The 11,939-nt window shown below is 61.9% G+C and carries 15 protein-coding genes and 1 pseudogene; 8 read left to right on the top strand and 8 right to left on the bottom strand.

Translation table 11 applies throughout. The features are described 5' to 3' along the window. Positions 1–115 precede the first annotated feature (115 nt). Positions 116–733, top strand: coding sequence for an NAD(P)H-dependent oxidoreductase (locus tag FJ492_RS20760; protein ID WP_140771943.1), 618 nt, complete (start codon positions 116–118; stop codon positions 731–733). Between the two features lie 40 nt (positions 734–773). On the opposite strand, the gene FJ492_RS20755 is transcribed toward FJ492_RS20760, so the two are convergent. Further along, positions 774–1,172 carry a Kazal-type serine protease inhibitor gene (locus FJ492_RS20755; protein WP_140771941.1) on the bottom strand — a complete coding sequence of 133 codons (399 nt, stop codon included), beginning with the start codon at positions 1,170–1,172 and terminating at the stop codon, positions 774–776. Positions 1,173–1,755: 583 nt separating this feature from the next. On the opposite strand from FJ492_RS20755, the gene FJ492_RS20750 reads away from it, so the two are divergent. The 3 genes from FJ492_RS20750 to FJ492_RS20740 all read left to right on the top strand — a co-directional run bounded on the left by FJ492_RS20750 (position 1,756) and on the right by FJ492_RS20740 (position 3,125). Then, positions 1,756–1,968: a cold-shock protein gene (locus FJ492_RS20750; protein ID WP_006202520.1), complete on the top strand. Its 213-nt coding sequence runs from the start codon at positions 1,756–1,758 to the stop codon at positions 1,966–1,968. 317 nt (positions 1,969–2,285) lie between these two features. Then, positions 2,286–2,498 carry a cold-shock protein gene (locus FJ492_RS20745; protein WP_008877668.1) on the top strand — a complete coding sequence of 71 codons (213 nt, stop codon included), beginning with the start codon at positions 2,286–2,288 and terminating at the stop codon, positions 2,496–2,498. A 192-nt stretch (positions 2,499–2,690) separates the two neighbouring features. Next, positions 2,691–3,125 carry a BA14K family protein gene (locus FJ492_RS20740; protein ID WP_140712449.1) on the top strand — a complete coding sequence of 145 codons (435 nt, stop codon included), beginning with the start codon at positions 2,691–2,693 and terminating at the stop codon, positions 3,123–3,125. 196 nt (positions 3,126–3,321) lie between these two features. Here the strand turns inward: FJ492_RS20740 and FJ492_RS20735 are convergent, their stop codons facing one another. The 3 genes from FJ492_RS20735 to FJ492_RS20725 form a co-directional block, all read right to left on the bottom strand. Further along, a complete protein-coding gene (locus FJ492_RS20735; RefSeq protein ID WP_140771939.1) occupies positions 3,322–3,960 on the bottom strand; it encodes an MBL fold metallo-hydrolase in 639 nt (212 codons plus the stop codon). Between the two features lie 136 nt (positions 3,961–4,096). After that, positions 4,097–4,411, bottom strand: a complete 315-nt coding sequence (locus tag FJ492_RS20730; RefSeq protein ID WP_027143340.1) for a hypothetical protein — start codon at positions 4,409–4,411, stop codon at positions 4,097–4,099. 147 nt (positions 4,412–4,558) lie between these two features. Continuing rightward, on the bottom strand, positions 4,559–5,452 hold the full coding sequence (locus tag FJ492_RS20725; RefSeq protein ID WP_140751091.1) for a branched-chain amino acid aminotransferase: 894 nt from the start codon (positions 5,450–5,452) through the stop codon (positions 4,559–4,561). A 263-nt stretch (positions 5,453–5,715) separates the two neighbouring features. Between FJ492_RS20725 and FJ492_RS20720 the strand changes: the two genes are divergently transcribed. The 4 genes from FJ492_RS20720 (at position 5,716) to FJ492_RS20705 (ending at position 9,799) form a co-directional block, all read left to right on the top strand. Then, on the top strand, positions 5,716–6,249 hold the full coding sequence (locus FJ492_RS20720) for a MarR family transcriptional regulator (RefSeq protein ID WP_181166050.1): 534 nt from the start codon (positions 5,716–5,718) through the stop codon (positions 6,247–6,249). Further along, positions 6,236–6,955 carry a response regulator transcription factor gene (locus FJ492_RS20715; protein WP_140504947.1) on the top strand — a complete coding sequence of 240 codons (720 nt, stop codon included), beginning with the start codon at positions 6,236–6,238 and terminating at the stop codon, positions 6,953–6,955. The genes FJ492_RS20720 and FJ492_RS20715 overlap by 14 nt, the downstream gene beginning before the upstream one ends. 146 nt (positions 6,956–7,101) lie before the next feature. After that, complete coding sequence (locus FJ492_RS20710; protein WP_140771937.1) at positions 7,102–8,517, top strand: ATP-binding protein; 1,416 nt, start codon at positions 7,102–7,104, stop codon at positions 8,515–8,517. A 259-nt stretch (positions 8,518–8,776) separates the two neighbouring features. Further along, positions 8,777–9,799: a glycosyltransferase family 1 protein gene (locus tag FJ492_RS20705; RefSeq protein ID WP_140504944.1), complete on the top strand. Its 1,023-nt coding sequence runs from the start codon at positions 8,777–8,779 to the stop codon at positions 9,797–9,799. Between the two features lie 39 nt (positions 9,800–9,838). Here FJ492_RS20705 and FJ492_RS20700 read toward each other — a convergent pair. The 4 genes and pseudogenes from FJ492_RS20700 to FJ492_RS20680 form a co-directional block, all read right to left on the bottom strand. After that, positions 9,839–10,011 (bottom strand): annotated as a pseudogene (locus FJ492_RS20700) (integrase core domain-containing protein); the annotation flags it as partial. Between the two features lie 224 nt (positions 10,012–10,235). Further along, a complete protein-coding gene (locus FJ492_RS20690) occupies positions 10,236–10,595 on the bottom strand; it encodes a tRNA-binding protein (RefSeq protein WP_140504942.1) in 360 nt (119 codons plus the stop codon). Positions 10,596–10,611: 16 nt separating this feature from the next. Continuing rightward, positions 10,612–11,112, bottom strand: coding sequence for a YbjN domain-containing protein (locus tag FJ492_RS20685; protein WP_027143347.1), 501 nt, complete (start codon positions 11,110–11,112; stop codon positions 10,612–10,614). A gap of 319 nt (positions 11,113–11,431) precedes the next feature. Next, entirely contained in the window at positions 11,432–11,734 is a 303-nt protein-coding gene (locus FJ492_RS20680; RefSeq protein ID WP_140771934.1) for an accessory factor UbiK family protein, read from the bottom strand. Between the last annotated feature and the right edge of the window lie 205 nt (positions 11,735–11,939).

Genomic DNA, 11,939 nt, shown 5'->3' with positions numbered 1-11,939 from the left:
AAGCCATGCCGAGGAGAGATTCAAGGTGTGGGCGCGGCCGAACGGCCGGGAGGTACGCGCAACCACAAGCCGGTCGCGACGTTGAGCCTGCGCGGCCAGATGCAGGAGTTCCCCAATGCCCCTTACCGCCTTCGCCATCAATTGCTCGCTGAAAGCCTCGGACGACAGGGAAAAATCGTCAACCGACAAGTTGATAGCCGATCTGCTCGCGGCGCTCAAACCGCATGGCGTGGAAGGCGAGGTCGTGCGCGCGCTCGATCATGACATCAAGCCTGGCGTGCTCTCCTACATGGGCAAGGGCGACAACTGGCCTGGCCTGCGCGAAAAGATCGTCGCCGCCGATATTTTCATTCTCGGCTTGCCGATCTGGTTGGGCCAACCATCGAGCGTCGCCAAGCGCATCATGGAGCGGATGGACGCCTTTCTCGAGGAAACCGACGATAAGGGCCGCATGCCGGCCGCCGGCAAGGTGGCCCTTGTGGCGATCGTCGGCAACGAGGACGGCGCGCATCACTGCCACGCGGAGTGCTTCCAGGCGCTGAACGATGTCGGCTTCACCATCCCCGCCAATGGCGGCGTCTACTGGGTCGGCGAAGCCATGCATGACGTCAATTACGTCGACCTGCCGAAAACCCCCGACAAGATTACCGAAGCCATCGAAATAGCGGCCTCGAACGCGGCTCATCTGGCCAGCCTGCTCAAGAGCAAGGCTTATGTTGGCGTGGAAAAGTAATGCGCCGCCTTGCCTTCCCTTCTTGCGGGAGGACAGAATCTCAGCACGGCCCGTTGCCGACGATGCGATAATCCGAGGCACGGGCCTCGCAGGCGTTGGGGAAGGTGCGCATCTCGCCATGCCGGCGGGCGCACACCGGCGCGTATTCGCGGGTGCAGAACGTCTGCTCGCCGCCACCACCACCGCCGTCGCGGCAGGGGCCGTCGCGCACGATGCGGTAATCCGCCCGATCGGCAAGGCAGGCATTGGCGAAGGTCTGGCGATCACCGCCGCGCCGGGCGCAGACCGGCTCGTACTGCTTGGTGCAGAATTGCGGATCAGGGCGCGGCGGGCGCGGCCCCGGTCCTTCATCGACGACGACCGTACAGGCGGCGAGAATTGCCGACAGGAACAGGATGGTAAAACCCTGCCGTGAGAAGATTGCGGCAAGAAACCTCATGATCGTCTCTCCCTCGATCCCCGTCTCGGTCCATACCGCCCAAGACTGCTTGCGGTTCGCTGACAATGATATCGATCAAAACAAGATTTAAATCAGTCGCCTATGGCATGATCCTCGCTATTCCATTGCCAGTTGCCACCCCGTTCGCGGCCTCTGTTGGGAAATGATCGGGATCAGTGAGGGCCTCGCCGCGCGTTGCCGGCAATCATCACTTGTGGCCTATATATGACCACGGCCGTGGGCCGATGACCCCTCGGGCAACGAAGCCTATTTGCAGCCGGTCGACGCCCTGATCGGTCGATTTTTTTGCGTCGGATGCGCTCGTGGCGGCGGCCCGCGGCGCTATCTTGCAACGTTCACGTTTCCGTGCGATAAATTCTGTGTTCGGGCATTTGCGACCCGGAGAGCGGAACGTTTTGGACGACCTTTCCCCGATACTGTGAATCTCTGACGGCCCCGTTTTTCGGCGGGGGGTTTTGACCATGCGCCAATGCATGACTGCCGAAGCAACCACCGGGAACTGCCCTCGACGCCAGGTGGCGGGCAGGACCACCAAGACTGAACGGGTGAAGGAGTTTCCCCAATGGCCCAGACCGGCACCGTTAAATTCTTCAATGCGACCAAAGGCTTCGGTTTCATCACGCCCGACGGCGGCGCCAAGGACGTGTTCGTCCACATTTCAGCGATCGAGGCCTCGGGCCTACGCACGCTGGTCGACGGCCAGAAGGTCACCTTCGACGTCGAGCCGGACCGCATGGGCAAGGGCCCGAAGGCGGTCAACCTGCGCGCAGCCTGAGCGATCGGCGCCGCACATCCCAGGCGGATGGGCGATCGAGCAGCTTGATCAGCACCTGGGCAGGCAGACAGATTTTTGAAAGGCGCGGCGGTTTTCGTCGCGCCTTTTTCATGTCCGTGGCGCAGCATAAACGCATGTCATCTGGAAGTTCATCCGGTCCGGGCCAATGACACGCGTCATAACAAGCACTTAAAGCACGACGTGCTTTAAGTGCCCGGAAAACTTTCACTTGCCGATGGCGCTAAAATAAAGGACAAATTTCCATTCGGGCATTTGCCGGCCCGAGACTGGAGTTTATGGGATCAAAGGAGCTTCCCATGCCGCAGACCGGCACCGTCAAATTCTTCAACCATGCCAAAGGCTTCGGCTTCATCACACCGGATGATGGCGCGAAGGATGTCTTCGTCCATATTTCGGCCGTGCAGGCGTCGGGTCTTCCCGGTCTCGAAGATGGGCAGAAAGTGACATTCGACACCGAGCCGGACAAGCGCGGCAAGGGACCCAAGGCCGTCAACCTGTCGGTCGGCTGAGCCGGCTTCGCACCGACGCCGGCTCCGGCAGGTCTGGTCAGCGCCCCGTAGGCGCGGGTTTGATGTCGAGAAACAAGGCGTGCGGTCAAATTTTCGTTCAGCCCCCGTTCAGCCACGGTCCCATATTAATCATTCGTAAAGCCGGACCGCATCCCCTGCAAAACTGCACGGCCCGGCACGAAGGAGACCAAGATGAACCGAATTTTCAAGACAGCCGTACTGTCCGCCGCCGTGGTCGCCACCACGCTGGGGACCTTTTCGGCGGCCAATGCCGATGACTGGCGCCGTTGGCACCATCACGGCCATGGCCATGGCGATGCTGTCGCGGCCGGCGTTCTCGGCCTTGCCGCCGGCGCGCTGATCGGTGGCGCGTTGGCCAATGACCGGCCGCCGCCCGATTCCGACCGTTATTACGATGACGGCTATTACGATCGTGACGTGCGGATACGCCCGGCCCCGGTGCGCCGCTACTACGTGGAACCGCAGGTGGTCTATGCCGACCGCTATGCCGAACCGTGGACGCGCGGCTGGTACGAGTACTGCTCGGACCGCTACCGCAGCTTCAATTCCCGGACCGGCACCTTCACCGGCAGTGACGGCGAACAGCATTTCTGCACCGCCAACTGAGGCTTCCCTGCCCCAAACAAAAAAGCGCTGACCGCAAGGCCGGCGCTTTTTGCTATCGGCTTGCTAATCCATGTCGCGGAAGTGTCCTCGGTTCCGGGATAACGACATGCATAATCAGAAGTTTACAGCAGGTCGGCAATCCTATTCGCCGCGACATGCTGTAGGCTTTCGAACCCGGAGCCGGTCCAGATCTCATTCAGGTCAAAAACGGATTGGTCCGCCGTTCCTCGCCGAAGCGCCCGCCGGGACCGTGACCGCAAATGAAGCCGATGTCGTCGCCAAGCGGCAACAGCTTGTCCTTGATCGAGGCGATGAGTGCCGCGTGGTCGCCGCCCGGCAGGTCGGTGCGGCCGACCGAGCCGCGAAACAGGACGTCGCCGACATGGGCGAATTTGGCGGCGCGGTTGTAGTAGACGACATGGCCAGGCGCATGGCCGGGGCAATGCAGCACCTCGAACACATGGCCGCCAAATGACACCGTCTCGCCTTCTGTAAGAAACCGATCGGGCACGCAATTGCGCACACCGCCGATACCGTAGCGCCTGCCCTGGTTCTCCAGATTGTCGAGCAGCATCTTGTCGGCCTCATGCGGGCCGATGATCTCGATGCCGAGTGCTTCCTTCAACTCCATGGCGCCGCCGGCATGGTCGATATGGCCGTGTGTGATCCAGATCGCCTCGGCCGTGATCGCATTGTCCTTCAACACCCCCAGCACCTTGTCGATGTCGCCGCCGGGATCGACCACCACGCCGTGCTTGTCATCCATGTCGAACAGGATGGTGCAGTTCTGCTGGAACGGTGTGACCGGCACGATGCCGGCATTGAGCTGACCCATAATCGTCCTTTCGCTGTGTCAGCGATCATGTAGAGACATCGGTCAAAACCGTCCACAGCCGGAAGGTCAAACAGTGCGTGTCCAAAAAGAAATGGGCGGCCGAAGCCGCCCATTTGCCAGCCCGAGATTGGCAGGCTTATTTCTTCATGGCGCCCATGACCGCGCCCAGAATGCCGGTCAGGATCGCGCCGCCGCCGGCGCCACCGACGATGTTCTGCAGGTTGAGCGCGCTGCCCAGGCCGCCGGTCGCCGCCGCGGCCGCCGCCGGATCGACGCCGTGGCCGAGCAGGCTGCCGAGGATCGCCGCGCCGCCGACACCGCCGATGGCTCCGCCCAGGATTTTGGGAAGCTGACCCATCGCCGCCGTCTTGATCGCCGCCCCGACCGCCTGACCACCGATAATGCCTGTAATGATCTGAATGATGATCGGAAGAAGCGTGTTCATATCCATATGATTAGTCCCTCCATGGCTGCCAGCCTCCCGGGCCGACAGCATCATGAGAGACGCCGAATTCGATGAAAGTCAAATGCACAAACGCTGAAATAAAAGGGGCGGCCCGAAAACCGCCCCTGCTTGCCCGAAAAGCTGTGACTATCGTTATTCTGCGGCGATGGCATGCTTGGGTTGAACGGCGATAGAATAGTCGTTCATGAGATTCTTGGCGATCTCGCCGACTTCGAATCGGTAAGGGCCGATCTCCGAAACCGGGGTTACTTCCGCTGCCGTTCCGGTCAGGAAGCACTGCTCGAACCCTTCCAGTTCTTCCGGCAGGATGGCGCGTTCGATGATCTCCAGGCCGCGATCCCTGGCCAGGCCAATGACCGTGCGACGGGTGATGCCGTCGAGGAAGCAGTCGGGCTTGGGCGTGTGGATCTTTCCGTCCTTGACGAAGAAGATGTTGGCGCCGGTCGCTTCCGCGACCTGGCCCCGCCAGTCGAGCATCATGGCGTCGGCATAGCCCTTGGCCTCCGCGGCATGCTTGGACATGGTGCAGATCATGTAGAGGCCGGCGGCCTTCGACCGCGACGGCGCCGTGCGCGGGTCGGGCCGGCGCCATTCCGCCACATCGAGACGGATGCCCTTCAGCTTCTGCGCCGGGTCGAAATAGCTCGGCCACTGCCAGATGGCGATAGCGACATTGATGCGGTTGTTCTGCGCCGAAACGCCCATCTGCTCGCTGCCGCGCCAGGCGATCGGCCTGACGTAGGCGTCCTGGAAGCCCTGCTTCTTCAGGAGCGTGGTCGAGGCGTCGTTGAGCTCGGCCACCGAATAGGGAATCTTGAAGCCGAGCAGGCGCGCCGATTCATGCAGGCGCTCCGTATGCTCGTTGAGCTTGAAGATCTCGCCGCCATAGGCACGCTCGCCCTCGAAGACCGCGCTGGCGTAATGCAGGCCGTGGGTCAGAACGTGGATCTTGGCGTCTCCCCACGGAACGAACTCGCCATTCATCCAGATGAAGCCGTCCAGTTGATCGAAGGGAACGGATGCCATGGTAACCTCCCGCGGACCTCCGTCCGCATATCTCAGTATCGTTGCGTGTTCTTTTTTTGGCCGCGCTATTGCGATTGGCGACGCCGGCCGGTGTCTCGAAGCGTAGGCGGATAATCGCGCTCTGGCAAACTCAGGAAGTTCCGGAAAAACCGGCCTGCCTTGCCTTTTCGTTCGCAATCCGCCCAAAAGCTTGTCAAAAATTACCATTGCAGGGAAAGTACGTCAATAGTACTGACATAATCTCCCGTTCCGATGGAGAAATGATGACGGATAAAAGCCCACCTGCCGGAAAACCGATCAGGACCGCGATCACCAGCGAGGACGGCATCGACTTCGCCATCATCGAACTCTTCTTCTTCGCCTATCGGGACTTCACTTCCGATCCCGACCAGATCCTGGCTGATTACGGCTTCGGCCGCGCCCACCACCGCGTGCTGCATTTCGTCAACCGCCGGCCGGGCCTGACCGTCGCCGAACTGCTCGATGTGCTGAAGATAACCAAGCAGAGCCTGGCGCGTGTGCTCAAACAATTGATCGACACTGATCACGTCGTGCAGTTGCAGGGCCCGCGCGACCGCCGCCAGCGTGAACTCTATCCGACGGCCAAGGGCCGTGCGCTGGCGCTGGCGCTGGCGCGGCCACAGTCGCGCCGCATCCGTGCTGCATTGGAAGATTGCGGTGCCGCCGAACGGACCTTGGTGGAACGCTTCCTCGAAGCGATGGTCAATCCGGAACTGAGAGCTCAGATCGACGTTGGGTCCGCAAAAATGTCAGGGAAAAGCCATGGAGAGCACTGAGAGGATCGACCAGGCGGCCGCACCGGACGACGATGCGCCGCATCTGCTCGTGGTCGACGACGACACCCGTATCCGCAATCTTCTCAAGCAATATCTGACCGAAAACGGCTTCCGCGTCACCGTTGCCGGCAATGCCGACGAGGCCCGCCGCAAGCTCGCCGGCCTCGACTTCGACCTGCTTGTGCTCGATGTCATGATGCCGGGCGAAAGCGGCGTCGATCTCACCAAGGCGCTGCGCGCCGAGAAGAACGTGCCGATCCTGATGCTGACCGCCTTGTCGGAGACCGACAGCCGCATCTCGGGCCTCGAGGCCGGCGCCGACGACTACCTGCCAAAACCCTTCGATCCGCGCGAGCTGATCCTGCGCATCAACAACATCCTGCGCCGGGGCGGCCCGGCGGCGACGCCCAAGGTCGAACAGTTGGTGTTCGGTCCCTACACCTTCCAGATCGCCAGGCGCGAACTGAAGCGCGGCGGCGAGGCGCTGAAGCTGACCGACCGTGAACAGGAGATCCTGGCGATCTTCGCCGCGCGCGCCGGCGAAACCATCCCTCGCCACGAGCTGGTCGGCGACGATTCGGAAGTCGGCGAGCGCACCATCGACGTCCAGATCAACCGGCTGCGCCGCAAGATCGAGCGCGATCCGTCCAACCCGGTCTGGCTGCAGACCGTGCGCGGTATTGGGTATCGGCTCAGCGTGGAATAGAATACCGGCCGCAGCCCAAGAGCATGATCCCGAAAAGTGCGAACCGGTTTTCGGAAAAGATTATGCTCCAACAAAGAGTTAGATCAGGATGACGATTCAGCCAAACGTCATGCTGATCTAATACCGCCGACGGATGAAAAGAGCCAATGGCGACCACGGAACTGGAACAGCCGGACAATGACGGCTTGAGCGCACGCGCCGCGCGGACGCTCAAGGCGGTGCCGCGCATCTGGAACCGGTTCTGGCGCCTCGTTTCGCTTTACATGCCCAAGCGCCTCTATGCGCGCTCGCTGATCATCGTCATCGCGCCGATGATCCTTTTGCAGTCGGTCGTCGCCTTCGATTTCATGGAACGTCACTGGGCAACCGTGACGCAACGCCTGTCGCAGGCCACCGTGCGCGACATCGCCGCCATCATCGACCTGATCGAAACCTACCCGCACGACGGCGACTACGCCAACATCATCCGCATCGCGCAGGACCGCATGCAGCTGAAGGTCGACCTCCTGCCGCCCGATCCGCTGCCGCCGCCCGGTCCAAAACCGTTCTTCTCGATCCTCGACGATGTTCTCTCCGCCGAAATCACCCGCCAGATCAACCGGCCCTTCTGGATCGACACGGTCGGGAATTCCAACATCGTCGAGGTGCGCGTCCAGCTTGAGAACAAGGTGCTGCGCGTCTTCGTGCGCCGCAGCCAGGCCTATGCCTCCAACACCCACATTTTCCTGATCTGGATGGTCGGTACCTCGCTGGTGCTGCTGATGATCGCCATCCCTTTCCTGCGCAACCAGATCCGGCCGATCCTGGCGCTTGCCGAGGCGGCCGAAAGCTTCGGCAAGGGCCGGCCGATGCCGCGCGATTTCCGCCCGCGCGGGGCCGAGGAGGTGCGCCGCGCCGGCTTTGCCTTCATCCAGATGCGCGAGCGCATCGAGCGTCAGATCGAGCAGCGCACGGCCATGCTGACCGGTGTCAGCCATGATCTCAGGACCATCCTCACCCGCTTCAAGCTGCAGCTGGCGCTGGCCGGCGGCAAGGCCGAGACCAAGGCGGCGCTGGACCAGGACATCGAAGACATGCAGTCGATGCTGGAAGGCTATCTCGCCTTTGCCAAGGGCGAGGCGTCGGAGGATCCGGGACGTTTCGATCTCGAAGCCTATTTCCAGAAGCTCGGCGAAGAAGCGAACTTGCGCAAATGCAGACTGTCGACGACGCTTTCCGGCGATCCGACCGTGCATGTGCGGCCGAACGCCTTCGCGCGGCTGCTGTCCAATATCATCGGCAATGCCTTCCGCTATGCCCGCACCGTGGAGGTCGCCGCCAACCATGGCCGCGGCTCGCTTCTGGTCACCATCGACGATGATGGGCCAGGTATTCCGACCGACAGGCGCGAAGACGTGTTCAAGCCCTTCGTGCGGCTCGACGCGGCCCGTAACCTTGACGCCAGCGGCACCGGGCTCGGCCTGTCGATCGCCCGTGACATCGCCCGCAGCCATGGCGGCGACATCACGCTCGACGACAGTCCGATGGGCGGCCTGCGCGTCGTGATCAAGGTTCCGGCCTGATTTCTATTTGACTATCCGGGCAAGATCTTGCCTGAAAACCGGTTTCGACTTTTCGGGATCACCGTCTGCTTCATCCGCCCGTCATGAAACCATGGTCAAGAGTGCGCATGAAGCGCGCGACCGCACTTGATTCGTCCTTGCCGCCTCACTTCGACCTCGTGCCCGTCAGGGTGCGCTGGAGCGAAGCGAGGGCGGCCGCATGGTCGCCGTTCCGGCATCGTTTCAAGGCAACCGCCGACCTCCGGAGCAAAGGGCCGCCATGCGCATATTGATGGTCACCGACGCCTGGCGCCCGCAAGTCAACGGCGTCGTCCACACGCTGGAGCGGCTAACCGAGACCCTGAAATCCTTCGACGCCGCGGTCGAATTCCTGACCCCGAACATCTTTCGCACCCTGCCCTTGCCGACCTACCCCGACATCCGCCTGGCGCTGACCACGCCCGGCCATGTCGCGCGCCTGATCGATGGCTACAAGGCCGACCACATCCACATCGTCACCGAGGGACCGCTGGGCATCATGGCGCGGCGCTATTGCCGCAATGCCCGCCGGCCGTTCACCACCAGCTATCACACCCGCTTTCCCGAGTATCTCAGCGCCCGCCTGCCGGTGCCCGAGAGCTGGACCTATCGCTGGCTGCGCGATTTCCACAATTCGGGCCAGGGCACGCTTGTCGCCACCCAGTCGCTCGCCGACGATCTCACGGCGCGCGGCTTCAACAAGCTCAGGCCCTGGACGCGCGGCGTCGACACCGAGCATTTCCGGCCCGACAAGCGCAAGGACCTCGGCTTTCCCGGCCCGGTTTTCCTGTGCGTCGGCCGCGTGGCCATTGAAAAGAACCTCTCCGCCTTCCTCGATCTCGACCTGCCGGGCAGCAAGGTGATCGTCGGCGAAGGTCCGGAGCTTGCCAAGCTCAAGGCCAAATATCCCCAGGCGCATTTTCTCGGCCATCGTCCCAATGACGAACTGGCCGAAGTCTACGCCTCGGCCGATGTCTTCGTCTTCCCCAGCCGCACCGACACCTTCGGCAACGTCATCATCGAGGCACTGGCCAGCGGCACGCCGGTCGCCGCCTATCCGGTGACCGGGCCTATCGACATCGTTGGCGACGGCTTTGGCGGCGCGGTTTCGAACGACCTGCGCGAGGCGGCACTTGCCGCGCTCGACATCAGCCGCGACCAAGCCCGCGAGCGCGCCATGCGCTACAGCTGGAAGGCCAGCGCGGAAATGTTTCTCGACGCGGTCGAGGAAGCGCTCGGCGTGAAGCGCACGATCGCGGCCTGACAGGGTCGACACAGCCGAGCCGCCGCCGGCGAGCTTTAGCTAGGTGTGGAGCCTCAACAGGTTGTCCTTGGTTAGCCCGAGGCGGCTGATAGGTGGTCTTGATTTTAAGCTGCCGTGTGGCCGGTGCCAATTGTAGCGATGAAGCCATCGTGGCAGTCTGCGGTGCGTTCATGAGAAGTGTTGTAGGCTCGAGCATAAGCCCATTCGCGCAGAGTCGGAGGTTTGCTCCTGATTCCGGCGGATGCGGCGTCGCCTTCCTTCCTGAACCTTGTGCTGATGCATTTTGGACTGGCGTGGCCGTCCGACGTCCTGCATCTTGTGCTCTCAGCCGCAACGGTCGGAGCCATTCTCGGCGCGTTTCGGCCTCCAGCTATCGCGTCAATTCAATCGGCCGCGACGCCGTGATGGCATCTTCCGGGGCTTCCTGCCCGCTATTTCAGAATAGCCGCCCGCCGTCCGGCACCTTGCGTTCGATGGCGCCCAACACGACGGCGCCCTCTTCATCGGGGAAACCGAGCGTCAGCACTTCCGACATGAACGGGCCGATCTGGCGCGGCGGGAAATTGACCACCGCTAACACCTGCCGGCCGATCAAAGTCTCGGGCGTATAATATTTAGTGATCTGCGCCGACGACTTCTTGATGCCGATCTCGGCGCCGAAATCGATCTTCAGCTTGAAGGCCGGCTTGCGCGCCTCCGGAAACGGTTCAGCCTCGACGATCGTGCCGGCACGGATGTCGACACGATCGAAGTCGGCAAAACTGATCTCGGGCTTGCGCTCGTTGCTGGAACTCATGTCGAACGCTTCTTGCTCAGGCGTTGCCGAAGGTCTCGAACAGCACGCCGGCCAGCGCGTCCTTGGCCGAGGTTCCCGACCAGACGACGAACTGGAAAGCCTGGAAGTAACACTCGCAGGCTTCCAGCGCCGAGGACAAAAGCACTTCGACCTGCTGGCTCGATGGTTCGACCCCGCCGGCCAGGAGCAGCGACTGGCGGAACATGATCGCGCCTTCCTGCTCCCAGAGGTCGAAATGGCCGAACAGCATCTGTTCGTTGATCAGCGACAACAGCCGCATCACTTCCAGCGTGCGGGTTTCCGGCACCTTGATGTCGAAGGCGCAGGCCAGGTGCAGCGCCTCGAAATCCTCCATCCACGAGAAGGAGACGTGATAGTCGGTCCAGCTGCCGGCAACCGAGATCGAGATTTCGTCGTCGCCGGCCCGTTCGAAGGACCAGTCATTGTTGTGGGCCACCTGCTCGATCACATCCACCGGATGGATTTCGCGGGAAAATTCGAGTTCGAGAAGTTCCATGGAATGCTTCCTGTGTTCAGGGGGAGCGCCACACGCTCCGCGGGGCACACACGACGAACAATCTTGTCTAGAACTCGGACGGCCGGGACTTCTCAACGCAAAGACCCCAGACCGGACCCCACCGCCCGGCGCATGACCCCTGCTCCGAATCATGCAACAAATTCAGTCTATTGATCGGGAGTCGCGTGAACAGCCCAATTTTTCGCACTGCGTCATTCGCATGTGGAAAGGTGCCTGTCACAAAGAGTCACGCAATGCCGGTAAGCGATTCACGGCAAAGCGATTTTCAGGCTGGTGCTTTGTGGAAAAGTTTAACGAATTATTTTTTCGGCTTGGGCTTCGCCGGAGCCGCAGGTGTAGCCTGACCGGTCAGTTCGGCGATCCTGGCCTCGAGCGTCTCGATGCGCTCGGCGAGCCTGCTGTTCTCTTCTCTCGCCTTGGCCGCCATCTCGCGCGCGGCCTCGAACTCCTCGCGCTGCACGACATCCATGGAGTTGAGGATGCGTTCCGCCTGGCCCTTAAAGGCCGTCTCCACCTCGCGCCGCACACCTTGAGCGGCACCGGCGGCATCGGTCATCAACTTGGCGAATTCATCGAGAATGCGGTTCGGTCCGGTCGACATGGCAGATCCTCGCTTGCATGATTTGAATTAGTGACGTGGCGCGAGGAATGCAAGAACGTTGGGCGTTGGTGCGGCATCTGCGTTGCTATGGCGCACAACCGCATGGCGACTGCCGCGTCCTGCGGGAGGCTCCCGAACGGCTCCGAAGCTGTACTTGGTGGTGGCAAGTCGCCTATTATGACGCCCTCGTCTCCCTTCAGGAACG

Origin of the sequence: Mesorhizobium sp. B2-5-4, from assembly GCF_006441095.1 — a bacterium.
GTDB classification, from domain to species: Bacteria; Pseudomonadota; Alphaproteobacteria; order Rhizobiales; family Rhizobiaceae; genus Mesorhizobium; species Mesorhizobium salmacidum.
The sequence above is the reverse complement of the archived record's forward strand: the minus strand, read 5'-3'. Positions and strand labels throughout refer to the sequence as shown.

Coding starts and splice junctions, on each gene's coding strand:
- FJ492_RS20755 (WP_140771941.1), bottom strand. CDS start 1,172: ATGAGGTTTCTTGCCGCAATCTTCTCACGGCAGGGTTTTACCATCCTG.
- FJ492_RS20680 (WP_140771934.1), bottom strand. CDS start 11,734: ATGTCGACCGGACCGAACCGCATTCTCGATGAATTCGCCAAGTTGATG.
- FJ492_RS20740 (WP_140712449.1), top strand. CDS start 2,691: ATGAACCGAATTTTCAAGACAGCCGTACTGTCCGCCGCCGTGGTCGCC.
- FJ492_RS20685 (WP_027143347.1), bottom strand. CDS start 11,112: ATGGAACTTCTCGAACTCGAATTTTCCCGCGAAATCCATCCGGTGGAT.
- FJ492_RS20710 (WP_140771937.1), top strand. CDS start 7,102: ATGGCGACCACGGAACTGGAACAGCCGGACAATGACGGCTTGAGCGCA.
- FJ492_RS20760 (WP_140771943.1), top strand. CDS start 116: ATGCCCCTTACCGCCTTCGCCATCAATTGCTCGCTGAAAGCCTCGGAC.
- FJ492_RS20705 (WP_140504944.1), top strand. CDS start 8,777: ATGCGCATATTGATGGTCACCGACGCCTGGCGCCCGCAAGTCAACGGC.
- FJ492_RS20690 (WP_140504942.1), bottom strand. CDS start 10,595: ATGAGTTCCAGCAACGAGCGCAAGCCCGAGATCAGTTTTGCCGACTTC.
- FJ492_RS20750 (WP_006202520.1), top strand. CDS start 1,756: ATGGCCCAGACCGGCACCGTTAAATTCTTCAATGCGACCAAAGGCTTC.
- FJ492_RS20735 (WP_140771939.1), bottom strand. CDS start 3,960: ATGGGTCAGCTCAATGCCGGCATCGTGCCGGTCACACCGTTCCAGCAG.
- FJ492_RS20725 (WP_140751091.1), bottom strand. CDS start 5,452: ATGGCATCCGTTCCCTTCGATCAACTGGACGGCTTCATCTGGATGAAT.
- FJ492_RS20715 (WP_140504947.1), top strand. CDS start 6,236: ATGGAGAGCACTGAGAGGATCGACCAGGCGGCCGCACCGGACGACGAT.
- FJ492_RS20720 (WP_181166050.1), top strand. CDS start 5,716: ATGACGGATAAAAGCCCACCTGCCGGAAAACCGATCAGGACCGCGATC.
- FJ492_RS20745 (WP_008877668.1), top strand. CDS start 2,286: ATGCCGCAGACCGGCACCGTCAAATTCTTCAACCATGCCAAAGGCTTC.
- FJ492_RS20730 (WP_027143340.1), bottom strand. CDS start 4,411: ATGGATATGAACACGCTTCTTCCGATCATCATTCAGATCATTACAGGC.